Annotated in this window: 38 protein-coding genes, 1 tRNA gene and 1 pseudogene; 15 read left to right on the top strand and 25 right to left on the bottom strand. The window is 58.0% G+C overall.

Going from position 1 to position 23,520, the window contains the following annotated elements:
* Positions 1-69 precede the first annotated feature (69 nt).
* On the bottom strand, positions 70-1,353 hold the full coding sequence (locus ACV8MC_RS23645) for an NAD(P)/FAD-dependent oxidoreductase (RefSeq protein WP_252869132.1): 1,284 nt from the start codon (positions 1,351-1,353) through the stop codon (positions 70-72).
* 183 nt (positions 1,354-1,536) lie between these two features.
* On the opposite strand from ACV8MC_RS23645, the gene ACV8MC_RS23640 reads away from it, so the two are divergent.
* Positions 1,537-1,613 (top strand) — tRNA-Val (locus ACV8MC_RS23640).
* Positions 1,614-1,722: 109 nt separating this feature from the next.
* Here ACV8MC_RS23640 and ACV8MC_RS23635 read toward each other — a convergent pair.
* From ACV8MC_RS23635 to ACV8MC_RS23590, 10 genes are all read right to left on the bottom strand, one after another.
* The gene (locus ACV8MC_RS23635) at positions 1,723-2,760 is read right to left on the bottom strand and encodes a tyrosine-type recombinase/integrase (RefSeq protein WP_457263725.1); all 1,038 of its coding nucleotides are present in this window, start codon (positions 2,758-2,760) and stop codon (positions 1,723-1,725) included.
* Entirely contained in the window at positions 2,760-2,858 is a 99-nt protein-coding gene (locus ACV8MC_RS23630) for a phage integrase Arm DNA-binding domain-containing protein (RefSeq protein ID WP_457263723.1), read from the bottom strand. Before ACV8MC_RS23630 ends, ACV8MC_RS23635 begins: the two co-directional genes overlap by 1 nt.
* Positions 2,858-3,091: a hypothetical protein gene (locus ACV8MC_RS23625; protein WP_016773953.1), complete on the bottom strand. Its 234-nt coding sequence runs from the start codon at positions 3,089-3,091 to the stop codon at positions 2,858-2,860. The genes ACV8MC_RS23630 and ACV8MC_RS23625 overlap by 1 nt, the downstream gene beginning before the upstream one ends.
* A gap of 44 nt (positions 3,092-3,135) precedes the next feature.
* Complete coding sequence (locus ACV8MC_RS23620; protein ID WP_457263721.1) at positions 3,136-3,786, bottom strand: DUF1281 family ferredoxin-like fold protein; 651 nt, start codon at positions 3,784-3,786, stop codon at positions 3,136-3,138.
* Positions 3,787-3,842: 56 nt separating this feature from the next.
* Positions 3,843-4,607 (bottom strand): hypothetical protein, encoded by a 765-nt coding sequence (locus tag ACV8MC_RS23615; protein WP_397478736.1) that lies wholly within the window; start codon positions 4,605-4,607, stop codon positions 3,843-3,845.
* Between the two features lie 49 nt (positions 4,608-4,656).
* Positions 4,657-5,004 (bottom strand): ead/Ea22-like family protein, encoded by a 348-nt coding sequence (locus tag ACV8MC_RS23610; protein WP_457263719.1) that lies wholly within the window; start codon positions 5,002-5,004, stop codon positions 4,657-4,659.
* A 73-nt stretch (positions 5,005-5,077) separates the two neighbouring features.
* Entirely contained in the window at positions 5,078-5,581 is a 504-nt protein-coding gene (locus ACV8MC_RS23605) for an HNH endonuclease (protein ID WP_457263717.1), read from the bottom strand.
* 52 nt (positions 5,582-5,633) lie between these two features.
* On the bottom strand, positions 5,634-5,813 hold the full coding sequence (locus tag ACV8MC_RS23600) for a hypothetical protein (protein ID WP_457263716.1): 180 nt from the start codon (positions 5,811-5,813) through the stop codon (positions 5,634-5,636).
* Positions 5,810-6,547 (bottom strand): hypothetical protein, encoded by a 738-nt coding sequence (locus ACV8MC_RS23595; RefSeq protein WP_457263714.1) that lies wholly within the window; start codon positions 6,545-6,547, stop codon positions 5,810-5,812. Before ACV8MC_RS23595 ends, ACV8MC_RS23600 begins: the two co-directional genes overlap by 4 nt.
* Positions 6,544-7,044, bottom strand: coding sequence for a DUF4406 domain-containing protein (locus tag ACV8MC_RS23590; RefSeq protein ID WP_457263713.1), 501 nt, complete (start codon positions 7,042-7,044; stop codon positions 6,544-6,546). Before ACV8MC_RS23590 ends, ACV8MC_RS23595 begins: the two co-directional genes overlap by 4 nt.
* Before the next feature lie 288 nt (positions 7,045-7,332).
* Here ACV8MC_RS23590 and ACV8MC_RS23585 point away from each other — a divergent pair, with 288 nt between their 5' ends.
* On the top strand, positions 7,333-7,974 hold the full coding sequence (locus ACV8MC_RS23585; protein WP_122426742.1) for a DUF4760 domain-containing protein: 642 nt from the start codon (positions 7,333-7,335) through the stop codon (positions 7,972-7,974).
* Between the two features lie 23 nt (positions 7,975-7,997).
* On the opposite strand, the gene ACV8MC_RS23580 is transcribed toward ACV8MC_RS23585, so the two are convergent.
* Positions 7,998-8,777 (bottom strand): DUF2786 domain-containing protein, encoded by a 780-nt coding sequence (locus ACV8MC_RS23580; RefSeq protein ID WP_457263711.1) that lies wholly within the window; start codon positions 8,775-8,777, stop codon positions 7,998-8,000.
* An 84-nt stretch (positions 8,778-8,861) separates the two neighbouring features.
* Here ACV8MC_RS23580 and ACV8MC_RS23575 point away from each other — a divergent pair, with 84 nt between their 5' ends.
* A complete protein-coding gene (locus ACV8MC_RS23575) occupies positions 8,862-9,179 on the top strand; it encodes a hypothetical protein (protein ID WP_457263710.1) in 318 nt (105 codons plus the stop codon).
* On the opposite strand, the gene ACV8MC_RS23570 is transcribed toward ACV8MC_RS23575, so the two are convergent.
* From ACV8MC_RS23570 to ACV8MC_RS23530, 9 genes and pseudogenes are all read right to left on the bottom strand, one after another.
* Positions 9,176-9,538, bottom strand: coding sequence for a hypothetical protein (locus tag ACV8MC_RS23570; RefSeq protein WP_457263708.1), 363 nt, complete (start codon positions 9,536-9,538; stop codon positions 9,176-9,178). The genes ACV8MC_RS23575 and ACV8MC_RS23570 overlap by 4 nt on opposite strands.
* Before the next feature lie 75 nt (positions 9,539-9,613).
* Entirely contained in the window at positions 9,614-10,078 is a 465-nt protein-coding gene (locus ACV8MC_RS23565; RefSeq protein ID WP_457263706.1) for a hypothetical protein, read from the bottom strand.
* Positions 10,075-10,317, bottom strand: a complete 243-nt coding sequence (locus tag ACV8MC_RS23560; protein ID WP_108183209.1) for a hypothetical protein — start codon at positions 10,315-10,317, stop codon at positions 10,075-10,077. The genes ACV8MC_RS23565 and ACV8MC_RS23560 overlap by 4 nt, the downstream gene beginning before the upstream one ends.
* Positions 10,314-11,937 (bottom strand): annotated as a pseudogene (locus ACV8MC_RS23555) (YqaJ viral recombinase family protein). The gene ACV8MC_RS23560 and the pseudogene ACV8MC_RS23555 overlap by 4 nt, the downstream one beginning before the upstream one ends.
* Positions 11,934-12,740: a phage recombination protein Bet gene (bet, locus tag ACV8MC_RS23550; RefSeq protein ID WP_457263704.1), complete on the bottom strand. Its 807-nt coding sequence runs from the start codon at positions 12,738-12,740 to the stop codon at positions 11,934-11,936. The pseudogene ACV8MC_RS23555 and the gene bet overlap by 4 nt, the downstream one beginning before the upstream one ends.
* 55 nt (positions 12,741-12,795) lie before the next feature.
* Positions 12,796-13,305 (bottom strand): zinc-finger-containing protein, encoded by a 510-nt coding sequence (locus tag ACV8MC_RS23545; RefSeq protein ID WP_457263702.1) that lies wholly within the window; start codon positions 13,303-13,305, stop codon positions 12,796-12,798.
* A gap of 246 nt (positions 13,306-13,551) precedes the next feature.
* Positions 13,552-13,722, bottom strand: a complete 171-nt coding sequence (locus tag ACV8MC_RS23540; protein WP_236170494.1) for a hypothetical protein — start codon at positions 13,720-13,722, stop codon at positions 13,552-13,554.
* Positions 13,719-13,952, bottom strand: coding sequence for a hypothetical protein (locus tag ACV8MC_RS23535; protein WP_016773974.1), 234 nt, complete (start codon positions 13,950-13,952; stop codon positions 13,719-13,721). Before ACV8MC_RS23535 ends, ACV8MC_RS23540 begins: the two co-directional genes overlap by 4 nt.
* Positions 13,949-14,185 carry a hypothetical protein gene (locus ACV8MC_RS23530; RefSeq protein WP_457263700.1) on the bottom strand — a complete coding sequence of 79 codons (237 nt, stop codon included), beginning with the start codon at positions 14,183-14,185 and terminating at the stop codon, positions 13,949-13,951. The genes ACV8MC_RS23535 and ACV8MC_RS23530 overlap by 4 nt, the downstream gene beginning before the upstream one ends.
* Before the next feature lie 195 nt (positions 14,186-14,380).
* On the opposite strand from ACV8MC_RS23530, the gene ACV8MC_RS23525 reads away from it, so the two are divergent.
* The gene (locus tag ACV8MC_RS23525) at positions 14,381-14,731 is read left to right on the top strand and encodes a hypothetical protein (RefSeq protein WP_041478739.1); all 351 of its coding nucleotides are present in this window, start codon (positions 14,381-14,383) and stop codon (positions 14,729-14,731) included.
* 192 nt (positions 14,732-14,923) lie between these two features.
* Here ACV8MC_RS23525 and ACV8MC_RS23520 read toward each other — a convergent pair whose 3' ends face one another.
* The 4 genes from ACV8MC_RS23520 to ACV8MC_RS23505 form a co-directional block, all read right to left on the bottom strand.
* Complete coding sequence (locus ACV8MC_RS23520) at positions 14,924-15,121, bottom strand: hypothetical protein (protein ID WP_125926727.1); 198 nt, start codon at positions 15,119-15,121, stop codon at positions 14,924-14,926.
* Positions 15,122-15,609: 488 nt separating this feature from the next.
* Positions 15,610-16,341, bottom strand: coding sequence for a hypothetical protein (locus ACV8MC_RS23515; protein WP_457263698.1), 732 nt, complete (start codon positions 16,339-16,341; stop codon positions 15,610-15,612).
* Positions 16,328-16,714 (bottom strand): hypothetical protein, encoded by a 387-nt coding sequence (locus ACV8MC_RS23510; protein WP_457263697.1) that lies wholly within the window; start codon positions 16,712-16,714, stop codon positions 16,328-16,330. Before ACV8MC_RS23510 ends, ACV8MC_RS23515 begins: the two co-directional genes overlap by 14 nt.
* Before the next feature lie 32 nt (positions 16,715-16,746).
* Positions 16,747-17,538, bottom strand: a complete 792-nt coding sequence (locus tag ACV8MC_RS23505) for a LexA family transcriptional regulator (RefSeq protein ID WP_457263695.1) — start codon at positions 17,536-17,538, stop codon at positions 16,747-16,749.
* A 108-nt stretch (positions 17,539-17,646) separates the two neighbouring features.
* Here ACV8MC_RS23505 and ACV8MC_RS23500 point away from each other — a divergent pair, with 108 nt between their 5' ends.
* The 11 genes from ACV8MC_RS23500 to ACV8MC_RS23450 all read left to right on the top strand — a co-directional run bounded on the left by ACV8MC_RS23500 (position 17,647) and on the right by ACV8MC_RS23450 (position 23,272).
* Positions 17,647-17,841 carry a Cro/CI family transcriptional regulator gene (locus ACV8MC_RS23500; RefSeq protein ID WP_028236757.1) on the top strand — a complete coding sequence of 65 codons (195 nt, stop codon included), beginning with the start codon at positions 17,647-17,649 and terminating at the stop codon, positions 17,839-17,841.
* Between the two features lie 32 nt (positions 17,842-17,873).
* Positions 17,874-18,086 carry a hypothetical protein gene (locus ACV8MC_RS23495; RefSeq protein WP_047297571.1) on the top strand — a complete coding sequence of 71 codons (213 nt, stop codon included), beginning with the start codon at positions 17,874-17,876 and terminating at the stop codon, positions 18,084-18,086.
* A gap of 18 nt (positions 18,087-18,104) precedes the next feature.
* Entirely contained in the window at positions 18,105-18,311 is a 207-nt protein-coding gene (locus tag ACV8MC_RS23490) for a hypothetical protein (protein WP_047297572.1), read from the top strand.
* A gap of 97 nt (positions 18,312-18,408) precedes the next feature.
* Complete coding sequence (locus ACV8MC_RS23485) at positions 18,409-19,221, top strand: Rha family transcriptional regulator (RefSeq protein ID WP_457263692.1); 813 nt, start codon at positions 18,409-18,411, stop codon at positions 19,219-19,221.
* Positions 19,221-20,003 carry a DnaT-like ssDNA-binding domain-containing protein gene (locus ACV8MC_RS23480; RefSeq protein ID WP_457263690.1) on the top strand — a complete coding sequence of 261 codons (783 nt, stop codon included), beginning with the start codon at positions 19,221-19,223 and terminating at the stop codon, positions 20,001-20,003. Before ACV8MC_RS23485 ends, ACV8MC_RS23480 begins: the two co-directional genes overlap by 1 nt.
* Positions 20,000-20,716 carry a replication protein P gene (locus ACV8MC_RS23475; RefSeq protein ID WP_457263689.1) on the top strand — a complete coding sequence of 239 codons (717 nt, stop codon included), beginning with the start codon at positions 20,000-20,002 and terminating at the stop codon, positions 20,714-20,716. The genes ACV8MC_RS23480 and ACV8MC_RS23475 overlap by 4 nt, the downstream gene beginning before the upstream one ends.
* The gene (locus ACV8MC_RS23470; RefSeq protein WP_457263687.1) at positions 20,713-21,180 is read left to right on the top strand and encodes a DNA translocase FtsK; all 468 of its coding nucleotides are present in this window, start codon (positions 20,713-20,715) and stop codon (positions 21,178-21,180) included. The genes ACV8MC_RS23475 and ACV8MC_RS23470 overlap by 4 nt, the downstream gene beginning before the upstream one ends.
* A 1-nt stretch (position 21,181) precedes the next feature.
* Positions 21,182-21,589 carry a hypothetical protein gene (locus ACV8MC_RS23465; RefSeq protein WP_457263685.1) on the top strand — a complete coding sequence of 136 codons (408 nt, stop codon included), beginning with the start codon at positions 21,182-21,184 and terminating at the stop codon, positions 21,587-21,589.
* The gene (locus tag ACV8MC_RS23460) at positions 21,586-21,984 is read left to right on the top strand and encodes a recombination protein NinB (protein WP_457263683.1); all 399 of its coding nucleotides are present in this window, start codon (positions 21,586-21,588) and stop codon (positions 21,982-21,984) included. Before ACV8MC_RS23465 ends, ACV8MC_RS23460 begins: the two co-directional genes overlap by 4 nt.
* Positions 21,984-22,598: a recombination protein NinG gene (locus ACV8MC_RS23455; protein WP_457263681.1), complete on the top strand. Its 615-nt coding sequence runs from the start codon at positions 21,984-21,986 to the stop codon at positions 22,596-22,598. Before ACV8MC_RS23460 ends, ACV8MC_RS23455 begins: the two co-directional genes overlap by 1 nt.
* Positions 22,595-23,272 (top strand): hypothetical protein, encoded by a 678-nt coding sequence (locus ACV8MC_RS23450; RefSeq protein WP_449100275.1) that lies wholly within the window; start codon positions 22,595-22,597, stop codon positions 23,270-23,272. The genes ACV8MC_RS23455 and ACV8MC_RS23450 overlap by 4 nt, the downstream gene beginning before the upstream one ends.
* The last annotated feature ends 248 nt before the right edge of the window (positions 23,273-23,520 follow it).

Genomic DNA, 23,520 nt, shown 5'->3' with positions numbered 1-23,520 from the left:
GTCCCCTCCTGCTCAAGAGGGGGCGCTTCGCACCCCCAGCGGAGATAAATCCCCTCGCCACAATGGTGTTTATAGGCCGTACTTATCGCGCAGCCCGTAATACCAGGCGCCCAGCGCGGCAAACGGTGTGCGTAGCAGTTGCCCGCCGGGGAAGGGATAGTGCGGCAGGTCGGCAAAGGCATCGAAGCGCTCGGCCTGACCGCGCAACGCTTCGGCGAGGACTTTGCCAGCCAGGTGCGTGTAGGTGACGCCGTGGCCGCTGCAGCCCTGCGAGTAATAGATGTTGTCGCCCAGGCGCCCGACCTGCGGTAAGCGCGAAAGGGTCAGCAGGAAGTTGCCGGTCCAGGCGTAGTCGATCTTCACGTCCTTGAGTTGCGGGAAAGCTTTGAGCATCTTCGGGCGAATGATCGCTTCGATGTTCGCCGGATCGCGAGCGCCGTAAACCACGCCGCCACCGAAGATCAAGCGTTTGTCGGCGGTCAGGCGATAGTAGTCGAGCAGATAGTTGCAATCCTCCACGCAGTAATCCTGCGGCAAAAGCGCCTTCGCCAGCTCATCGCCCAGCGGCTCGGTGGTGATCACCTGGGTACCGCACGGCATCGATTTGGCCGCCAGCTCGGGCACCAGATTACCAAGATAGGCGTTGCCGGCGACGATGATGAACCTGGCCCTGACCTTGCCTTGCGGTGTATGCACAACCGGATTGGCCCCGCGCTCGATGCGCACGGCAGGTGATTGCTCATAGATGGTGCCGCCGAGAGACTCGACTGCCGCTGCTTCACCGAGCGCCAGATTCAGCGGATGGATGTGGCCGCCGCTCATATCGAGCATGCCGCCGACGTACTGATCGCAGCCGACCACTTCGCGGATGCGGCGTTGGTCCATCAATTCCAGCTGGGTGTGGCCGAAGCGCTCCCACAACCGTTTCTGCGATTCAAGGTGGGCCATTTGTTTGGCGGAAAGGGCGGCGAATACACCACCGTCTTTCAGGTCGCACTGGATGTTGTATCTGGCCACGCGCTCGCGAATGATCCGGCCGCCTTCAAAGGCCATTTCGCCGAGCAGTTGCGCCTGCTTGGGGCCGACCGTGCGTTCAATGACGTCTATGTCGCGGCTATAGCTGTTGACGATCTGCCCGCCGTTTCGGCCCGAGGCGCCAAAACCGACTTTCGCCGCTTCCAGCACGGTTACGCGAAAACCGTTCTCCAACAGGAACAGGGCGGACGACAGCCCGGTATACCCGGCGCCGATCACACAGACGTCCGTCTCCACATCATCCTGCAGCACAGGGCGTGGTGGTACGGCATTGGCCGACGCAGCGTAATAAGACTCTGGGTATTGGTTGTTCGCCATCCTGCCGCCTCTGTTTAATATATTTTACGAGTGCGTCGATCCTACCCGAGTTGAAAAACCTCCGCCAGCTACCGAAAAATCTTCGTCGCTGAGGCGAAATTAAATATTTTGCATATTCATAGGGTTAGGTGAAAAAAAGGTGTTGACACCCCTCCGGAATTCCGTAGAATGCCGCCTCACAGCAGGCACGTAGCTCAGTTGGTTAGAGCACCACCTTGACATGGTGGGGGTCGTTGGTTCGAGTCCAATCGCGCCTACCAAACAAAATCCGCTCTGCTGGGCGGTCTAGAAGGGCTCACCGAAAGGTGGGCCCTTTTTTGTTGTCTGCGATTTGCAAAACTTTTGCAAAACTTTTGCAAAACCCCCACCTCAGAACGCCAGTTCGGCGCTCACCTCAACATAGTCGATTGTCTTGTCGCCGTGTCCCTCCTGATAGTGCTTCGTCATCTTCTCGTCCGCGTGGCCCAGCAGCGCCTGAATGTATTCCTGCGGGAAATTCTGCTGCTCGTACAGCCATGCGCCTAAAGCGCGGATCTCGTGAAAAGTGGGGCGCTCACCGGCCGGCACGTGGTCATAAGCGTGTGCCGCGTCCCGCGCCTTGCTGAACTCCTTGGTCAGATAGTCCGGCGTCACCGACGTCCAGTGGTCCTTCGCATCGATCTGTTCCCGGCGCCGAGCCTTCGGTTTGTAGTGGATCAGGTAGGGCGACACCAACGGCGATCGCAGGCACTCGCCGACGACTTCGCGCAGCGCGGCGCCCATCATGATCTTAAGGTGAACCGGATTGTCATAGCCCTGCGTCTTGCCCGGCGACACGGTCAGCGTGTTCTTGTCCATGTCGACCGCCGACTTCAGCCAGGTCACGATATCTTCGCGGCGCTGGAGGCTGGCCAGTGCCAGGCGGATTGCCCGCTTCAGCCAGGGCGGCGTGGTCGCCGCGCCGATGATCGTTTGTAGTCCTTCCAGCGTGTGCCGCTGGCGCTTCTTCTCGGCTTCCTTCTTTACCAGCGTCAGCTCGGCGCAATTGCGCTCGGCCAACCCCTTGGCCACGGCGAAAGCGAAGATCTGCACCCACAGCCCGCGATGCTTCGTGTAGGCGTTGTTGCTGAACTGGTCCAGGTATTCGGCCATGGCGAGCACGTCCATCTGCCCGATCAGGCGATCGCCGAGATCTTGCCGGTATCGCTCGAGCTTGAATTTGATCTCTTCCAGTGTCCGCGCCGCATAACCCTTGTCCACCAGCCATTCGTCATTGAACCGCTGCAGCAGGTTGCTCACCGTTGGCAACCGGTCGCCGGTCAGCAGGGTGAGCAGCGCCCCGTCATCGACGACCAGCGCCGCGACCTTGAGGTTTGCTGCGTGCGCGAGCTTGATTGCTTCCTCAAGTGGGCGGTTGATGCTTGTCATCAAGCCGGTAATGGGTTCCGGTACCGAAAATATTTACCGTTCGGGTAAAGATTTGGCGGTAGCTTCCTGTTTTTGAGCGTGCGCGGCCGGGCAGCCATCAGCCTATCTCCAACATCTTGGCCAGCAGGGGATCATCTGACCCCATCACGGCCGCCTGCACATCCACGAAATACATCCCGCCTTTTACTTCTCCTACCACTTCGCCTTCCTCAATCCATTTTTTCAACTGCTGCAAACTCGGCTTTCCGCCGACGTAGCGGAGCTTTCTGTATTCGCCTGCCTCCATAAGGCGCGGCAACTTGACCGTGATCTGGGCCAGAATTTTTGCCATTGTGATGCTCCATGCCGCGCGTGGCGGCAGAAGGTGGTGATGGGTTATTCGGCGTCTTCTTCGTCTTCTGGCCAGCCCTTCAGGTCTCGCGCCCAGGCCGTCCAATGCTTGCGTTGTTCGTCGCTCATTTCGTTCCAGCGCCCAGCAACCTCGGAAGAAACCACTTCCCCTGCCTTGAAATGCACGGTTCCGCAGTTACTACCGAGATCTTCGTCCGCATAACGAACAACGATTTCGTCATCTGGATGGAGCTTCGAAAGCTCTGTCAGAACCGGAATCGGACACGACCAGGCGGTATCGAACGAGAATTCACCAGCATCCAGCTCAATCACCTGGTCGTAGGCGTTCCACTTTGTGCCCCAAGCATCCCGGGCGAAGTCCAGCGAGTGGAAGTGCCCAGACGATCGCTTGTTGCGCAGCATCTGGATGAACTGCCTGAAGCATTCTTCGCTCAGTTGCAACACGTCGGCCTCTGTGCGGTTACGCCGCTCAAGCCCCGCAATCAAAGGATGATCGTGGAGCGGCTGAGCAGTGATCGCTTCCGCCGCGGTCTCGGCCCGCCCGCTGATGCTGTCCCAAGGGAACGCACCTCGAAATGGAAGGATGGTGTTGAAATCGATCTTGCCGCTTTCGTTGATCAGCGACTTCAGGACGTGCGCTGGCGCGCGCACCTTATTGGTCACATGGTTCGGCATGGCAATAGAAATCCTCGCCCGCCGTACACCGGCAGGCTGTTGAGTTGGGGGAGAGGTTACGAGTTGTTTGCGATGTCGGCTTCGGCCATCTCGCAAAAAAAAGAGCAGGACGGGATCTTCTCGTTTCGCCGCACTGGGCCTTCGCCGAGGTCGCGAAGGGAAAACCGCACGTTGGTAGTTCGGTTGCGGAAAAGGTAGGAGCCTTCGCCCAAGTCGTCTTGGATCAGGCACAGCCCCTCAAATTGCTCCGGAAAATCTTCCCGAATAGCACGGAAATAACCTTCGCCACCCTTCACGCAGCCGATGCAGTTGGCGTTGTCGTAGCCCATGCGGTACATCAGCGGCAGCTCAATACCGGCGCGCTCGATCATTGCCTTGCAGTCTTCCTTGCCCAGGCCGCGATCAATCAGCGGTGCAATAACCGGCCGATCAGGGTTGCGCTCGCGGAAGTCAGCCAGGCGATCAGCCTCTTCGGCGGTATAGCCGAACACCATTACGTCACCTGGCTGCTTCCAGGTGTCGAGCAGCCTGCGCTTGAGCAGCTTGGTGCATGGCGCGCCGTATTGGTTCTTCATGTAACGCTCGCGCCGGAACACCTCCTGAGCGTCAGCGCCGTATTTCTCATCCCGCAGCACAGTCACCTGGCGGCCGAACCACGCTTCGCAGTCCAGGGCGAAGCGGCGGTTGTCGGGATGCTCATTTGCCAGGAATGCATTGACGATTTGCACGTCGTGAGTGGCGCCGTATTCGGTCAGGGCCAGCTTGGTGGCCACCGCCGAGGCAGCGCCGCAACTGAACTGACAGACAATCCTGTTGTTCATCATCGAGGCCCCTTGTAGCAGTACACGTAAGCGAACCAGGCGAGGGCGATCATAGTAGGTGCGCTCCTGCTTCGAGCAGGCCGTCGCGGTCTTGGCGCAGCGCTTCGTTCTCTGCGATCAGTGCCAAGACTGCTTCGGGGTTGGCGGCCGCAATGAATGCCGCGTCTTCGGCCGTCATGCTCACCATGTGGTGAACTGGAGCTTCGTCAGTGCCGAGGGCCACGGAACCGTTTACTACTGGGTATGGCGCCTTGAGCTGCGGGTGATCCTTGGTGGTGAATATCCGGCGCTCAACGTGCGGTTGCCCGAGGCGACACGGAAGTTCGGTTTCGATTACCTGCCAGCCGCCCTGCGTTGCAGCCTCGGCCAGTTGTTTCAGTTTTGAATGGTCGCTCATCCGATCACCGCTTTTATGGTCAGTACCAATGGAAGCCAGAAGAAGAGGGTGCAGCCGAGTAAGCACTTGGTGATCATGGTGCGACCCTCTCGTTTTTGATTTGATTTCTCAGCGCAGCGGCTTCGATTGCCGCCGACGCAACGTCGACGTGGTAGCCGCCGCAGTGGACTTTCTTGTTCGCCCTGACCTGGACGAACCATCGTTCCTTCCTGCCGTCCCAATACACGCCACGAACTCCGCTGGCCCCTCTTCCCGGCCCGCTGGAAGCGGATGCGAGGCGATACGCTTGGTTCTCTGCGTATGTCGCAAGGCGCAAGTTTTGCCATCGGTTGTCGTCGCGCACGGCGTTTCGGTGATCGACGTGCATGTCTGCCGGCGGATAGCTGCCGGTCATGTAAAGCCACGCCAGCCGGTGGGCCTGATGCTTGATTCCATCGATCGAGATCTTCACGTAGCCGTCTTTGTCGAACTGCCCGACCTTGGGCCGGCGCCGTCCTAGATGCGTGAACTTTCCGGTGTCTGGGTCATACACCACTTTTTCCAGCAGGCGTGCGTGCGTGAGTTGGCGCGTTTTCATGGGCGCACTCATCCTTTGCCGCTATAGCGGCTGACTTTGAAGGGGGAGGGAGTTACTGGTATTTGGTGCTGATGCGCTTGGCGATGGCTTCGAGCTTTTCGGCCATGGCCCGCATGTCGTTATTGTCGCGACGGGAGACGACCGGTGAGCGCTGAACGTTGCGGTCCATCAGGATCTTCGCTGCCAGCAGGATCAGCCAAGCTTCGAACTTGCGGCGGATGAGGCGCTTCATTCCTGCGGTGCCGGGTGGCTCGCGTTCCAGCGCTCGAAGGCTTCTTGCGTGGTGGCAGCTTCGATCTTCTCGTCGCACTGGTTGCACGCCGCCACACCGCCGGCCGCGCCGACATCGCGGTGACCTTGCTTGCACGGGTTCATATGCCAGTCATCATCCTTTGTGGCTTCTGGTTCTGGATATTCTGGACGGGCAGGTGGGTAAGCCGGAGCCGTCATGGCCTGATCAATGGCAGCGCGGAGGTTCTCGCTGTAGTTCTCGCCAATGACGCGCTCGAACGGCTGATCCATCCAATGGCCGACGACCTCGATGTTGATGCTGCTGTCGCCGGCGTCGCCGCTGGGGCTGCTGATGAAGCGAACGTCCCAGCAATTGGAATCCAGAGCGTCAAGCCGCGCCTTGTCTTGCTCCAGCTCATCAATCCGCTGATCCGCTGCGTTCAGGCGCTGCTGCAGGGCGTCACGCTCGGCGGTGAGCTGCTCCAGCTTGCTGATCTCAGGCGGCGGCGCGAACTCAGCCAGCGTGGTGCTGCCTTCTTCTGGATACTCGGCGGTAGCTAGGTGTAGGCCATAAACCTCATTTCCATCGTCGTCAGTGACAATACCGACCCAAAGCAGGCCGTCTGAATATTCTCCGAACTGACCATCAGCGCCGTCGCCGCAATGGAAGTTGATTGCTTCGATCGTTTCTTTGTCCAGCAGCATGCGCGCTGGCACCATCTTGAATTCGCTCATCCTGCAATCTCCATCGATACCAGATCATGGGCATTCACAACCTTCATGCCGAGCTCGCGGGCGATGTGCACTTCGAGCCGGGCGCCTTTCGAGTTCTCCCAGCCGGGCAGCACCGCGACCTGGCCGCAAAGGCCGAGGCGGGTCAGGTCGTAGGCCATGTAGTCCGCCCAGTCGGCACCCTCGACCACACCGTGCTCTGCCGGGTTTTCCACGACGTAGCCCCGGGCGCGCAGCTCGGCGGCCATCTTGTTGAAGGCGGGGAAGTTGAGGTCTTCGAATCCAGTCATCGGGCCGGCCAAGTACAGGTGGTTGATACGAGAGCACGCAGCCGTCACGCCTGGTGCAACCGCGGCGCTGATTCGCTCAACCGCACGGTCGATCGGGCCTTGAATGAAGTCGGGCAATGGTTCGTTCGCCGGCGGGGTCATCGACGTTACGGCGGAGATCATCCAGACCAGAGAATCGGTGACTACCGTGCGGATGTTTTCTGTGGGCATGGGGCGTCCTATGCCGGGGCATGCCCGGGCGGTATGCGGTGGGGAGGGGGGGGTTGCTTTGGGGCGAGCAGGGGGCTATACATTGGTCGTGAGGTTGGGAAACCTCATCGCAGCTTTGACATTCAACTGGCGTTGGTGTACAAGATTGCGTCCTAAAAATTGACGTGAGGGAACAGTATGAACCGAGTAATTCTACGTGAAGAAGAATGGGTCTAACGAATCCCAAGTAATTAGTGTTTTGTGTTTGATAAATGCCCCTCTACGAGGGGCATTTTTTTGGAGCAGTAAATGGAATTTCATGGCTTTTTCAGACGTAACGAGAAGTATCTTTGGATTGTTTTCTTCTTTGCTCTTTTCATATTGTTGAGTTCGTATAAGTTTGAGCGCATATATCTTTTTTTAAAGATGAATCCAACCCTTGGCTTTTTGTCAGTAACAGCAGTCATCGCTTATAAAAGCTTTTTCAGTCAGCGCCATCTGGCAATAGCTAAAAACACGATTGACTTTCAAACTGCATTTCATAATTCTGATGATGTCAAAAAGGCTACGAAATATTTTGTAAGCGTAATTTCGCAGCTCGACACGGCCGAGATTGAAGCCCTCGCATTGCGTGAAAGGAACCAAGAAAAAGGCGCAAGGAGTGCTAGAGAGCTTTTGAACTCATGGGAGAGGGTAGCGGTTGCGGTGCGTAACAAGGTATACGACGAAGAGATGCTTTATAATACGTATTCAGGATTTCTTATCGCAGTATGGCAGACATTGTCTCCGTACGTTCACAAGAAGCGATTGTCCAATCCTAAGTTTTTTGTAGAAGTCCAATGGCTTGCCATAAGATGGCGCATTCGCAGAGATGCGAAGCTAACGAAGTTCAAAGAAATTCAACTGCAGCATAAGTTGAATCAAATTGAAGACCTGCTAAGCGAAACATAAGATTCTTTCCTTTACCTAGCAGATCAATTAGTTGCGGAAATGGCCAGAATCTCGTTGCCGCTGTGCGCGATTCCGGCGTTCAGCTCTACTTTGCTGCCGGCAAGCATCCCGGCAATCTGGGCGTTCATATCCAGCTCGACGCCCTTTCTTTTCCGTGACTCTCTGATGTCCTGAGTGGCGAGGAATTCGCTGATCAAAGCCTTGTCTTGTGCTTGAATCGCTACCAGCTGTTGCCCAGTGCCGGGCTGGCCGGCCGGATCATCATCAACTTGAGGCACGAGCGCTTTCAGCTTTGACTGAACCTCCCAGACCCACGCCAGAGCGAAGTGGTCGCCGGCGGTTTCTGCGGAATACTCACTGCGTCGAATCCCAGACCTGACCGCTGAGCAGTACTCCTTCCGCGCTTGGGTGAGCTTTCTGTGCAGCGACTCATACGCATACAGGGCGATGTTCTGAGCGGGAGAAACGCCGACGAATGTCGCGCACTCGATGACTTGCCCTTTCGAAGGGCTCCACTTCCGGCGTCGCAAGGTCGTGCAGTTGAATGCATCTGCTACGGCGATGCTCAGTTGCTGATCCCATGCCGGCCGGCGCTTGGCGCGATGAAGGTCCGATTCGACTTCCCCGACGTCACTCAACTTCACATCCATTTCGGTCAGCCGGTACTCGCGCATCAGCGCCTGTGCTTGCCGCAGCGCCGTAGCGGCTTCGTTCTCGTTGGCGCTCTGGGCCAGTGCCAAGCAATGCTTGATCTTGCGGATCGCGCGCTCGAGTTTCTTTTCGTCGATCTGTTGTGCGGACATAGGGGATCCTCGCCGGCTGGCGTGATTCGTAGAAGTGGGGTATTTGTGTTCGGCCCGGCATGGAGCCGGATCAAGGAGTGAGCTATGAAGAAATCAATCGTCGATCATGTGTGGCACAAAATCGCAGATCTTGACTCACAGGGTCGTGCTGCCGCCGTGAGTAAGCTTGAGCAAGTGGTAGATCTTGCTCGCCGGCTTAGCCAAACCGAAGGTGAAGAGAGCACCAACAATATTCTGGAGCATGGCTTGATCGAGGTTGCTCTACTTCGGTGTCGAGAAATTCAAGACGGCAAAGAGGGCCTCTGCTATGACGATCTTCAAATTTACTACCGGTACGCCACCTCGGCGATGAAGAGGGCTGAGGCGATCATTGCTAAAGAGTTGTCTCATCTTGATCTTTAACCAGTCCTGACGATTTCGTCGTCCGGCTCTGGCGGATCATCGGCAAGCGACTTCATTCCGGCCGCCTCAATCAGTCGCGACAACTTTTCCGTAATGACAAAAGGTGTCGTGACACACTTGAGCATCTTGGCCTGGGTTTCGAAGTCGGCGGCGATCAGGTTCATCAGCAGCAGCTGGTAAACCTCCTGCTGATTGTTGATGCCGTGGGCGGCCATGACCCGCTTGAGGTCAGGCTTGAACACCCCGGCGACTTCAACCGTAAACTTCTCGACGCCCAGCGCAGCATCTTTTGCTGCTGCCTTCTCGCGCTTTTTCTTCTGCTTGATCGCTTCCTTCGTCGGCTCCGTTACTTCGGCCATGGCCTACCTCTTCAATTCCGCTGGCCGGCAAGTCCAGCCAGGTCTGTCGTTTGCGTTGTTGGGTGCGAAAACGTCTCACGCTGCAACCTTCACCTGATGCCAGGCGCCGGCGGCGTAGAACAGCTTCGCGGCTTGGGCTTCATCCATCGAGATCTCGTCGGGAATGGCGATCCAGCCTGACGCGACCAGATGGTTCGGGTTCGCGCTGTTGCGCAGCTCCAGGTAGTAATGCTCGATCGCATCAGTCAGGCGCTCGACCTTATAGACGCCCTCCGGCGATATCTCCACCGACTTGATGTACTCGGCGCCGCGCTCGTCTCGACACATGGCGCCGATGTAGATCGTCCAGCGGTAGGAGAAATCAAATATCGCGTTGGCGATTGCCAGACTGCGGATCTGCCGGCAACTCTTCCAGTTCGCCATGATCTGGCTGCCGCTGGGGTCGATGTTCACGACCGCGACGTGGTTGGTGCGCAGCAGCGCCCGGCAACTGCGTTCAGCCCGGGCGAAACCGTTGTTGGGTTTGCGTTTCGACTTCATAGCGAGTCCGCCATTTTGCGCAGCGCCTTGCGTTCGGCCGCCGATATCGGCTTCGGCCGGCGCTTGAGGACCGTTTCAGGGTCTATTTTCTTCGAGCGGGGTGGTGGCAGCGGATTGCGCGGCGGGCTTTTCAGTTGGTCGATTCGCCCGCCGGCGGCCAGGTACTGGGCGATTCGTTCAGAGATCGATTCGGCGTCCGGCCGGTGCTGCTCGACGAGGTTGAGGTGGTTGCTGATCATGCTGCCACCTTTACCAGCCTCACGCCGGCCATGCTGAATTTGTTGCCCTGATCGGCGACCAGCGCGTCGAGGTTTTCCAAGTTCACGGTCAGCACCGAGATTGGCGCTTGGCCGTAAGCAACCGCTTTGATCAGCTCTTCCAGATCAAACACTTCGGCCTGCAGGTTCGTCGGCGCCGCAGTTGTGGTCGTTGGCTTCGAGGCAGACTGAACGGGCGAGGCTGCTTTTACCGGTGCTGGACTGGCGACTGGTGCAGGCTCAACAGGGGCCTTGGCTTTCGCCTCAGCTTCGATCCGTTGCAGCTCCTGTTGCCGGATCTGCTCGCGCTGCGACTCGGCTTTCTCCTCCTCGGCTTTCTGGTGCTCAGAGATTCGCACCTTGATCAGCGCGACCAGGTCATCGTTGGCCTTGAGGACGAGTTGCTGAATATCGTTGAACAAGAATGCATGGTCGGGCGCGAGCTCGGCCAAGCTGGTCAAATTCAAGCGAATCGCATCTGCTGACTGGCTCGCGGCGATTTTTGCTCGAGCCAGCTCGGTATCGACAGCATCCTGCAGACTGGCAATGGTGCGTTTGTTCTTCATCGCGCCGGCGAAGTCGGAAGCAACCGCTGGCAGCGCTAACCCGGCCCAGTGTTTTATTGATGGCCGCGACGTGATCCGCCAGCGCCTGCTCAGCCTTCTGCTTGATGTTGGTCTTCACCAGCAGCTCTTGAGCCTTAACGAGCTTGTCGACCTTCAAGCGCGTCTCGCGAGCATGTGCGCTGATTCGATCAAGAGACGAGAAAAGCTCGTCAATGCTTTGGGTTTGGGAGAGTGCTTGTTTCTTCGCTACCGCAACCGCTTCCTCGACATCGCCGCACCACTTGACCGCCTTCTTGGCATCGGCAAAGTCTTGGTCGGTCTGCAGCGTGGTTTTCACAGAGTCGATGACAGCGAGAGCCGAATCCTCGAACACCTTGAGGTTGCTCGCGGTAACCATGCCGGTCAGTTCGATACGAAGCGCTGGCAGCTCGTCCGGGGCCTTGCCGACGATAATCGACGGAGCCTCTGCCATTTCGAAGTTGGCCAGGTCGGCCTCGAACTGTTTCCAGCCTTCGACCAACTGCGCGGCGCGGCCGGCGACAGGTCGGTATTCCATGTGCACGAAGTTTTCGGCGGTGCCGTCGGAGCAAACGAAAATCACGCGCTCGGCGCCGCTCACCAGCAGTTGTTGTTCGAGCTGCCAGTAGTAGTGTGGATCCAGCTCGCCGGCCTTCACCTGGGCGACCAACGACTCGTTCCAAAGCTTGTGTTCGAAGAGGGTCTCGCCCAGCATCGTCGCGCCGTCCATGGAGGCGAGCAGATTGCCGTCGGTGCCCACGACTGGATACAGCTCCTCGCCGATCATGACTTCAACCAGCGGCCGGGCAAGCGCTTCAGTTGCATGGCCCTTGTCGAAGATGTACTGCTGCGCCTGAGTGACCTCCGGCGTGATGCCGGTTTTCTTCATGGTGAGCAGGTCGGTGCGGGTTTGGTACTTCGACGCACCCATCATTGCGGGCGCCTCGGAGGCGGTGAAGTGCTGAGCGCGCAATGCGTGCCACTCGGCGGAGCCTTGAGCTACGTTGTGTATTTTCATGCTGCGTCTCCGTCGATGGCTTTGAGGTTCTGGATTTTTTCGATCTGGGCCGGGCTCAGCGTGTATTTGCTGCTGATGGTCGCGATCAGGTGTTCGGGGCTGGTTCGGTTGGCATCAACCAGTGGCTGCCATTTGGCGATGTTCTCTTTCAGGAGATCATCGGAGTAGGGCGGAAGAGCATCGGGCTCAGGCTCTTGCTGCCGCTGGGGACTCACGTCGCGCGGCGCCTCTTCGAATGTTTTACCTTCCATCTCGTCGGCAGTTGGCGCTGATCCGACCTCAGGGAATGCCTTGCGCAGCGCTTGAGCCTCAGCGCACTTGGCGAGCTGGGCGAAGGCGCGGCGCTTCCACATGGTGTTTGGGGCAATCGTGTCCTTTCCGGCCGTTGCGTAGTTCTCAAGCCAGCGCTCGTTTGCGGTGAACTCGGCAACGAGGCCGTTCGACATTTGGCGCTTGACGGTCACCCGACACCACTCTGGATAGGTGACGTCCACGCCGCCCAGCTTTGCGGTAATAGGCGGCCCGTATTCAGGGTCGCTGATACCTGCGTACTGCCCAGTGCGCGCGGCCTGGATGCGATAAAGACCAATGCCGGGCATTACCGTGTCCTGCATCTTTTTCGCTTTGGTGTTCCAGATCGGCACGATGTGCACAGGCTTCAGCATTGGGTCCAGATGCGCGGCCTGGCAGTAAGCCAACACCATCACTACCGAATTTTTCTCTGCGCCCGGATAGAGGCTGTTGCTCAGCACTTCAACAAGTGCCGCCTCAGACATCGCAGGCAATTGGTCTTCTTGCTTCATTACTGCGCTCACGGGGAATCCTTGCCGCGACGTGCGCAGCGATTGAATACATGTGTTATTTAGCTTTTGCGAATGCGTTTGCCATTGCTGTTTGCGGCCCCGACTGCTCTACGATGCTTTCCGCCGCGAGGCATTCGGCATGATCAAACCATCCGAAGTGGCAGACACCTACATCGATGCCCATCTTCTCGGCCAGCCACTGGTAAGCACCGGTTCGAGTCATGCCGGCCTTCTTCATGTGGTCGTGGAATGCCGCCTTGCTTCGGTTCCGCAGGACTCGCAACTTATCGTCGGCAAGCGTGCCAAGCGGGATATCCGTTTGTGGATGCAGGCCGACGTAAGCGCGGCAGCCTCGACACAGGTAGGCGTAGGGCCAATCGCCGAAGCTGCGACCTCGGTAAATTTCCGAGTTGCAGACCAGGTGCACGTCATCACCGCAATAGCGGCAGTCCGCTGGCGCGGGGATTGGGTTCTTCACGCGTTTGAGTGCGCGTCGGCTGACGTGAGGCAGCGGAGCAGGCGCAGCAATGCGCTCGGGGGCGCTCGCCCGAGGATCGAGTGGCATATCGGTATTTCCTACTGAGTGATGCGATCGGCAAGGGCGCTGAGCAGCATCAGGAAGGTGTAAATCGAGAGGACTCGAAACGAGCCGCGCCGAATCAGGACGCGGCGTGCACGCTGAAGGCTGGTCATCGGAACACCTGGTAGGTGGTGGAGCGCGGCACTTGGCAAGTGCCCGAGCCATCGCGAATGACACCGTAGGCGCCTGCGCCGGCAACCAGAAGCACAACGAGAATCCAGTAGACGAGGTTCATGGCCGAGCCCTCACCGCGATGCGGCCTTGTTTAATCGCTGCCACCAGTGGTGGAGGGAGCGCCGAAACAGGAAGCTCACGAGGGATACCAGCGCCGACAACCGCGAGGCTGCGTTCAATCTCTTCCAACTGCTCATCGAGAAGCGTTTTTACCGGTGCGGTTGTCATGCTGCAGCTCCTTGCGAGACGGAGGCGTTGTAGGAGGCGTAAATCTGGTCGATGCGTGCGCGGTAGTGACGGTGCTCGTTGTCATCAATGGCTCGAAGCATGAAGGCCAGGGTGATGCAGGATGTCGCTGCGGCGCTGGCGTTGGGCTTGCCGAGGTCGCGGATCATGTTGCTGATCTCGCCCTCGATCCAGGTCACCGCCGTTTGATGGTCACGCTGCTGGATGTTCATTTGAGCCCCCAGAATTCGCCGTAGGCGACCACCGCTGCCGCGAGTCGCTTGGCCCGCGCCTTGCGGTCGACCAACTCTTGAGCTGCCATCAGCGCCTGACGCTGTGTCAGTTCTTGAGCTGCGGCTTCGTAGTCGTGAAAGTCTTCAACCTTCGGCGCTTTCGGGCGCCCCCATTCATCAAAGCGCCGATCCCACTGTCGGGCCTGCGCACTGTCTGCATAGCTGGTTGCCATGGTCGCCTCCGTGGTGGCGGGTGTTGATCCAACAAAACTCGAATGCACTCATCCGCTCCGCTGGTTGCCGTTGGGCGCGGAGGGGAGTGCATTCGGGTGGTGTCGGGGAAGGGCGACTAAATCGCTAAAGGAACCAGCGAGCTGGGCCGATACGTCTTGGCATTAATGCCAAATAATTGAGATCTGGAGATCTGAATGTTTCTGAGTAAAGTTCGCAGTGCTACAGCCATCGCGGTGATTGCCCTCGCTTATGCTGTCCCAGCTTCGGCTACCACCGACGTTGTCGCAGACCACAACACTGCGGTTATGGCTGTCGCATCCACCCAGGCATGCGCAAAGAAACACCCAGAAGCAGGTATCACTTTAGAAAAATTCCTGACGGAGCAGAAAGAGGGCATGACTGACGAGATGGCGAAACACATCCGTGATGTTGCTACAAATCCTCGGTACGAAATGGAAGTGAAGCAGTCGACTGAATTTTTCAATTCCAAAGGCGGCCAGGATTTGCTGGAAAGCCTCTGCGGTGGATTGATTACTGCTAAGTAATTGCCTCGCTTTCTTCCTTTGCTGTGAGCCATGCCTGATGCATGTCGGCGGTTACAGGCCGCTGTCTTTCCGCATCGGGGTGTGATCTGGCCGGGGCTCAACCGGCATTCGGCGGAAGGGGTAGCCCTGAAGGCGACCGGTTGGCACATCCGCTGCCCGAGACTTAGCCTCAGATCACACCCCGATGCGCTCTCATAGAGAGGATCGGGCAGCAGCCTTGCAATCAGCCGCCGTCATTCGATGGCCGTCTTCGCACTCAACAACGCGCACGCCACTGGTGAGTCCACGCTCAGCGTTGAGCCTGTTCGCCTCTCGGATGCAGGCGTTCAGGTCGGCATCAGCGAAGACCTGCAGCTCTCCGCGCAGCGTGATGTGGATTACCTTGTTCATCGTCTTGCCCTCAGTTGATTTCCCGTCTGGCCCTGTCGCCAAGGCCAGCCAGTGAAATCTGTTTTTCACCGCACCCGCTTACCAGGTCATTCACTCAGTTCGGTCAACACCTCGTCCGCCGTCGCAGTGGGCTGCGCGTGGGCAGGCTTTCGGGCCTGTCGGATCGCCGGTCGCCGGTAGAGGCAAGTGCGGTTTTGTTCATCGGTTTACTGACCTCCCACCGATGGAGCCGGGAGTGACCTAACCGGACTGACCGGGTAGTCGTTCATGGCGCTGACTGTTAAAGAGCGGCGGGTCTGTTGAGGCCCTTCGCAGTGACTGTGTGTCGCTGCGATGGGTGAACAATACCTCCGGTATTGTATGTGGTCAATACCGCCGGTCATGTATTTTTCAAAAGGCATGAAAAAGCCCGCTCAGTGGCGGGGTGCGGATCAGATCGGGGAGGGTAGAAACAACAAGCCCGGCTCTAGGCCGGGCTTGCTCACTGCTTATTTACTAGGCGTTTGGTTGGCCTTTATCTGTTCGAGCATTTGTTTATTTTCGAACGATTGCTGGCGAAGCTCTTGGAGGAGCTGCGCCGTATCCCTACCAGAATCGAAACTCGACGTACCATAAGCCATCACCGCGATTACAATACCAACCACAGCGATTACGGACAGAACCGAGTTTAGGATGATGGTGCCTTTAAGGCCCCTGAGCCCGGCGAGGTCTTTGTCCAGTAATTGCAAGCTGTGATTCATCTCGGTGAGACCGTCAGAGACACGCTGCTCGAATTTCCCAAGGCGAGCGTCGACCTTGAGGTCTTGGTTCTCAAGATGGGCTTTAAGCTCGTCACGCGAAATATCAGTCATGCCTTCAGTATGGACAGCATCGTCTGCCTTGTCATCTTCTGATGATTTCGGCTTTTTTCGGAGGCTGAGGAGCTCCGTGCTATTCCTGACCGCGTCAGCAATCACGCGGGAGGAAAAAGGGTTGAGTAGGCCATACATTTTTTGGTGTGAGGAAAAGCTAAGATGATGCAGATTCAACTCTGCTATCGAGGACAGCGATCGCTCATAATCCCGAATTAGATGTGCGAACTGATCATTCGATATGTCGCTTTTGATCCCCTCCAAAATGCTTTCTATGTTTCTATTTTCGGAATCGTCATTCGAAGGGTTCGTTGCTAGACCAACCCCATTTGGGAGGTGATAGTCGTGAAACAATCTATGATTGCTCATCCGACCGCTCCCGCAAGAGTTGAATACGTCCTTGTACCATCGCAGCGTTCAAAAACACCGTGTTTGCACAGGTCAAGCAGGTAAGTGCGTAATGATAGTTCGGCAGCTCTTTGCCGCTCATCCCCACAGTTGCACCATTAGGGCCCTTGAGAGGCAACTGACAAGGGGCAACGAGATCTTTAGAAACTCCAGATTCGTCAGTAAAACCGATTGTTGAACATCCCCACTGATTATTCGAGCAAACGGGACATGAAAACCGTGATCCCTTTGGCGGGGCGATTGTGTCGAGGTATGCAAAAATCTCCTTTGGCTCACACAAATATTGCATATCGTGAATTCCGCCAATGTTGACCATATCCGGTTCTGTGCTCATTTTTTTCCCTGCGCCATGCGTCTTGTTAGCCGCTAAAGCATCCCGCCGCGCCATACGACGCGTCCGATGATCCGTACTTCGTTTATCTCGCCGTCTCGCAATATCTCGTCGCCGTAGCGCGCTTTATCAGAGTTGTCGCTACGGATGATCCAGCCCTCAATGTCCGACTTCACCAGGCGCTTCACGATCGTGCCTTTGGTGGTGCTTTCCATGGCGAAGATCTGACCGTCTTTCGGTTCGACCTTGGACTCATCCACCAAAAGCACGTCGCCGTCGTTGATGGTCGGCTCCATGCTGTGGCCGTTCGCATAAATGACATCTAGGTGTCGCTGATTGAGGTTGTTCGCGCGCAGCCATGACGATTTGAAGGCCATTACGCCGCGGATTTCGACATGAGGATTGTCATCGCCATCACCGGTTGATCCGCGCGCCGTCAACTGCAGCACGCCCTTATAACCAGGCTCGTTTCGGAGATCGAAGCTCCTCGGAGGGATGCGAATGTCTTCCGCCTCACGGTGGGGAGAGCGCATATCGGGAAGCGATTCGGCCATCTTCTCGATCTGGGCGGCGAGCGTCGGACTTATATCTGATACGGGGACCTGGAGAGCTTTCGCAAAGACCACGGCTGCATTAATGCTCAGCGCGGTGCGGCCGTTCATAAAGTGGCTGACAGCGCCTTGGGTGACACCATCGCCGAGCTCGGCCGCGAGTTTTTCTTGAGTAAGCTTCAGCTCCCCACGTTTTGCTTGGAATAGAGATTTCAGTCGGGCGCTGTCTTGCAGCTGCCAGTCTGATAGCGGTAGCCGTCGGGAGTCTTTTTTCATGAAGTGATGTTATTACCCACGGTATTTACTTAACCAATATCGCCGGTATTGACTGTTAACAATACCGGCGGTCATACTTGTGGCGAAATCTACGCAGAGGACGCCGCAATGCGCCGAATCCCACTCACCGAATTTGCCAAAGAACACGGCCATACAAAGGCCGCGCAGCTGCTCGGCTGTACGCAGGGCGCCCTCAGCAAGGCGATCCGCGTAGGTCGTGATGTGTACGTGACCCTCGAAGACGACGGCAGCTTGTCGGCGCAAGAGCAGCGTCCGTTCCCATCCCAGAAATCCGCCGCATAACCATTTTTCCATCACCAAGGAGCATCACCCGTATGGCCTTTGACAACCCGGCCCACAAACGTAGCGAAGTGATCAAGACCCGTCACAAGCCCGAGGAAGCTCGGAAGTTGCGCATGGAAGCCCGTTTGGCCGGCATGCAGTTGGCGACCTACGTCTACGAGCTGGCGAACCTGGCTCGCAGCCTGGGCGCCGCCGATCTTCTTCGAGAACACCACGGGGCCAGCAAGCAGGATAAATCGGCTTAAGACCCCTATGGAGGGCCTATGCCTGAAACAACATTCGAAATGCTGCCGCTGGAGGTGCAGGAAGAGGTTCGACAGCTGAGTGTCGATCTCGGATGGAGCCTTGAAAGAGCGGCAGATGAATACCTTGAGATGGGCAGGTCGCTAGCGCTTCAAGCCCAGCTCAAACAGGTACGGCGAAAAGCGCCTGTGCTTTCGCTGGTAGGACACAAAAAGGGCCTCGATTAGGACTCTTTGTGAACACAGAAGGGGCAGTCACTTTCCTTCGGACGAAAAAAAGCCGGGATTGCAGCCCGGCTCTCTTAAATCGCTTGTGGAGCAAATCATGCACCAATCAATCCAAACGATCAATACCCCGGCCAGTGTCGCGACACAATTTGGCAACGGTGAAAACGTGTCGCGTACCTCTATGTCCTCTCGCGAGATTGCCGAACTGGTCGGCTCGCGCCACGACAAGGTCAAGCAATCCATCGAACGACTTTCCGCGCGGACCGACGCGAATGGAAACCCTGTGATTGCTCTTCCCCCAATGGGGGAATACCTCGACAGCCTCGGCCGCAAGGCTTCCGAGTATCTGGTCTGCAAGCGCGACAGCTTCGTCGTGGTTGCCCAGCTCAGCCCGGAGTTCACCGCCGCACTGGTGGATCGCTGGCAGGAGCTGGAAGGGCAGATCGCCCAACCCCGCGAACTCTCCCGCATGGATCTCATCCAGATCGCGTTCGAGGCTGAGCAGCAGCGTCTGCAGCTGTCGATCCAGGTCGAGGCGCAGGCCACAAAAATCCATTCCATGGAGAACCTGTTCAAGGAAGGGATGACCCACACCCAGTTCTGCAAGGGCCTCAATGGGGTCAACGTCATGCAGGTTGGCAAGTTCCTCGAAAGCCGCAACTGGCTCTACAACGAGAGCAAATCCGGCCTGCGCTTCCGTGTGGCTTCCTACGCCCGCGACAAGTACATGACCGAGCATCAGCACGAAGTCACTCCCCACGGCAAAGAGCCGTTCGTTTCCTTCACGCCCGCCCTGCTCAAGAAGGGCGCCGCGCGCCTGTACGACCTGTACCTGGCGGGCGAGCTGCCAATGAAGAAGACCTGGGACGGACTGTTCACTCATGACAAAGCACTCAAGGGGGCCGCGTGATGGCTCGCATCCGTACCGTCAAGCCCGAGTTCTGGTCGAGCGAGCAGGTTATGTCCTGCCGTCCGATGGCTCGGCTGCTGTTCATTGGTCTGTGGAATTTCTGCGATGACGGCGGCAACCATCCGCTGGCACCGCGAACCATCAAGGCCTTGGTGTTTCCAGGTGACGACATCACCACTGAAGAGGTGAGCAATCTGCTGGGCGAGCTGGAAGGCGCCGAGCTGATCCAGAGCTACTGGGTGACCGGGAAAAACTACTTCCACGTCCGTGGCTGGAAGCACCAGAAGATCGAGAAAAAGAACTTCAAATATCCAGGCCCACCTTCTGAATTCGACGACCAGTCGGAGAGCATTCGCCAACAATTCGCCGAGGAGTCGTCGACTGATCGTCGACCGGTAGACCCCGGAAGGGAAGGGAAGGGAATAGGAGAAGATCAACACAACTCACTACACGCGGATGAGGAAAATTCGGTCGACCCAAAGTCGCCGACTGAAATGACCCTCGACTGGGTGCCAGACCAGAAGCTGCTGAAGTCCTATGCGCTGCGCATGGCGATTCCGGTTGCTGAGTTCACCAGCGAGGCGACTGCTGCATTCGTCTGCCACTACTCGGCCTCTGGCCGCGTCGAGACGCAGGCCTCTTGGGTGAGCCTGCTGGTGAAGTGGGTGAAGCGCGACAACGCAACGGCCAGCAATGTCCGCCAGTTCCCGCCGCGTCGACAGCCTGCCGAGCCTGACTTCGAAAGCAATGCTTGGGCCGAAGGGCTTGTGGTGAGCCCATGAAGCCTGCCAACCAACTGATGGCGACCATGGGCAACCTGCCGCCGGCCACGCAGACCCAGCCTCTGCAAGTGACGACTCAGACGGTCGACGTTGTGAACGATCTGTTCCAACGCCTGCGCGGAATCTTCCCGGCGTGGCGCCAGGCTTGGCCGTCGACTGAAGCCTTGGACGCCGCCAAGGCTGAGTGGCTCAAGGAATTTGCCGATGTAGGCATCCGCACGCTGGAGCAGATCGAGTTCGGTATCCAGAAGTGCCGCAAGCTCAAGAAGCCTTTCGCGCCGAGCGTTGGTGAGTTCATCGCCATGTGCGTGCCGAGCCCTGAAGACTTCGGCATGCCTGCGCCGGCCGATGCCTGGATCGAAGCGCTGATGGGCACCTACAGCCATGAAGCCGTGAAGCTCGCATCGGAGGCAACCGGCCTATTCGACCTGCGTGCAGCAAAGCAGGAAGACAAGGGGCTGCGCGCACGCTTCGACCGCAACTACGAGGTGATCCTCCGTCGCGCTCAGGCCAGCCAGCCGCTGGACGGCAAGATCCTCGCCGGCATCGGCCACGACAGCCAGAAGACCGCCTTCGAGCTTGCGAACGAACTGGCCGACCAGCAAACCCAAACACGAATCCTCCAGCAGGGCATCCCTTCCGACGGCAAGTCCGCCCGCGCACTGCTGCTTGCGAAATTCGGCAAGAACAAAAATCAGGAGCTTTCCCAATGACCGACCATAGCGAGCCGAATAAAAAAGATCTGCTGCCATGTCCGTTTTGTGGTGGCAAAGCACACCTCTCATCAGTTGGACGTGACTGGTACCGCATCACAGCCGATCACGCGGAAAACTGCCTGCTTGATGATCAGCAGTTCGACTGCCCGCAGACGGACGACCAGCTTCCGCTGTTACTGCGCGACTGGAACGCTCGCGCTCCTGAGTTCGAAGAGGTTAGTCCGGAGTGGAAGGCGATTCTCGATCGCATGGAAGCAGAGAAGCAGGCGCTGCATGTGCGCGCTGAAGCCTTCGTTCGGGAAACCAGCCGAGCATCGATTTCAGCCTTGCAGCGCAATTTCAAGCTCAGCTACGGCAATGCCTGCCGGCTCATGGATGGACTTGTGCGCCAAGGCGTGGTTTCGCCAATCGACTCGGAGGGCCGCCGCACCGTCCTACCTGTGACCAAGGAGGACTTCTGACATGACCATCGACAAACAAAAACTCCAGAAGCTGCTGTGGGCTGAAGCCGCGTCTTACCGTGCCGACTGCGCAGACTGGAAGCGCAACACCGAGGCTCTGCAGGAATTCCTCGGTGAGAAGACCGTGGAGGAGGTGGCGCTGGAGCTGCTGGCTGACACCGAGGCGCTTCGCAAAGATCTCGAATCACACAAGCGCATGCTTCTGGCGGCCGTTTGCGACCTTGGCGCGATTGGCGAAGCGCTCAAGTCCGACATGGACGCCGACGGGGACGAGTTGCTCGGCATGGTCGTCGACCTGAAAGCACAGAACACCCGAATGCTGGGGTGGCTCAAGGACATTAGCCGCACATCCGGCGACAAAGGTGCCGTCATGGGTGCGCGCCAATTGCTCAAGGAGTTCGGGCAATGACCGAATTCGCAATCCGCAGCCAGCGCGACATCAGCCGCCTCATGGGCGTACTCCACGCCACCGACTTCACCAAGCCGAAGATCGTGGTCATCAAAGACGAGAAGCGGCCGGACATCTGCAACCGCAAGATGTGGGCAATGCTCAAGGACGTATCCGAGCAGGTGGTCTGGCACGGCAAGAAGCTGAGCAGTGAAGACTGGAAGTGCCTTTTCAGTGCCTCGCTGGAGAAGCAGCGCGCGGAGCCAGGCCTCGACGGTGGGTTCGTGGTCATGGCCGTATCGACCCGCAAGCAGTCGCAGAAGTGGTTCAGCGATCTGTTCGAGCTGATGCATGCCTTCGGCGCCGAGCATGACGTGCGCTGGACCGAGCAGGACAAGTGGGGAGGGCGGTATTGATGCGAACCGCCATCAAGGAACAGAAGGCCTCGAAGCCGAAGAAGTGCAAGAACCCAGCGTGCGGCATCAGCTTCCCGCCGCAGCGCTTGGGTCAGGCGGTGTGCAGTCCGAAGTGCGCGCTGGCCATGGCGCCGGCGAATACCGAGAAAGCCCGCAAGGCCATCGCCCAGCGCGACCGCCGCGAGATCCAGGTGCGCAAGGAGAAGCTGAAGAGCAGGGCGGATCACCTGCGAGAAGCACAGGCCGCCGTGAACGAGTACGTCCGCCTACGTGACGCTCACCTGCCGTGCATCAGCTGCGACTCGATGCCGAACGACAACGACCTGATCACGGGCAGCCGCTGGGACGCTGGCCATTACCGATCTGTCGGCGCCTGTCCTGAGCTGCGTTTCGAGCCGCTGAACATTCACCGCCAGTGCGTGAAGTGCAACCGCAACCTGTCCGGTAACGCGGTCGAGTACCGCATCCGGTTGGTACTGCGCATCGGTGCCGAAACCGTTGCATGGCTCGAAGGGCCTCATGAGCCCCGCAAGCACACCGTCGAAGAAATCAAAACCATCAAGGCCGAATACCGGGCCAAGACTCGGGAACTGAAGAAGGGGCAGGCAGCATGAAATTGATCAACGCACGTCAAGCGTGGACAGACGCACAGCATGAGTCGAACGCCTCAATCAGTGCGGCAGCGGCTGATCGGGCAAAATCCGCAACTGTCGTCCGGAAGGAAAAGGCCGCGCTTCGAGAGATCATCTTCGCCGCCCAGGGCGACGACAAGGAAGAGCGCATCAAGGCCGTGCGACAGAAGATCCACATCGCCGAGACGCGCCGCACGCCAATTGGCCGGTCGACGCATCGCGCCGCCCACCTGGTGACGATGGGGAAGGTCCAGAAGGCGATCGAGTCCTTGCCGTTCCAGGTGCAGCAGTTGGGGCACTACCTCTACCACCCGTGCATGACAGTCGTTCACATGCTCAACGCCGAGAAGCTGATCTGGTCGGATACCGACTTCAGTGCGCTCACTGATGCCAAGGCGGCGAAGGTGCATTGCCTGATCACTTGTGCCCTGCAGTCCTACAAGGCCGAGGCGAACGGTGGTGATGCGTGGGGGCCAGCCCGAGTGTCTGACGCCATGTTGAAGCTGTACGGGATCGCTATCCAGCCCAAGCACTGGGATCGCGACTGGCTCGACATCTGGAATTTCCTGCGAAACGCCATCGAGGAAGTGGATATTCAGGCACAGCAGCCGGTGTGGCAGGTTATTCACGCAGAAAATTCAGAGGATGCGGCATAAAAGTGTTGTCATGGTGGGGAATTTGATGTACTTTTCCCACACTGCGCAACTTACCTCCAGCGCACGACCACTTCAAAGCCTCGCCAACGTGCGGGGCTTTTGGTTTATGCGCTGCCGGGTTTCGGTCGCCGCGCACCTATTCAGGGCCTCTGCATTCGCAGGGGCTTTTCGTTTTCGGCTCCCCACACCCATTGCCCCGAGCTGGGAGTGCAGCGGACGCCGGATTTATCAATCTCCCCAAGGGGGAG

This window comes from Pseudomonas sp. PK-RTE-24, assembly GCF_054052265.1.
The sequence above is the reverse complement of the archived record's forward strand: the minus strand, read 5'-3'. Positions and strand labels throughout refer to the sequence as shown.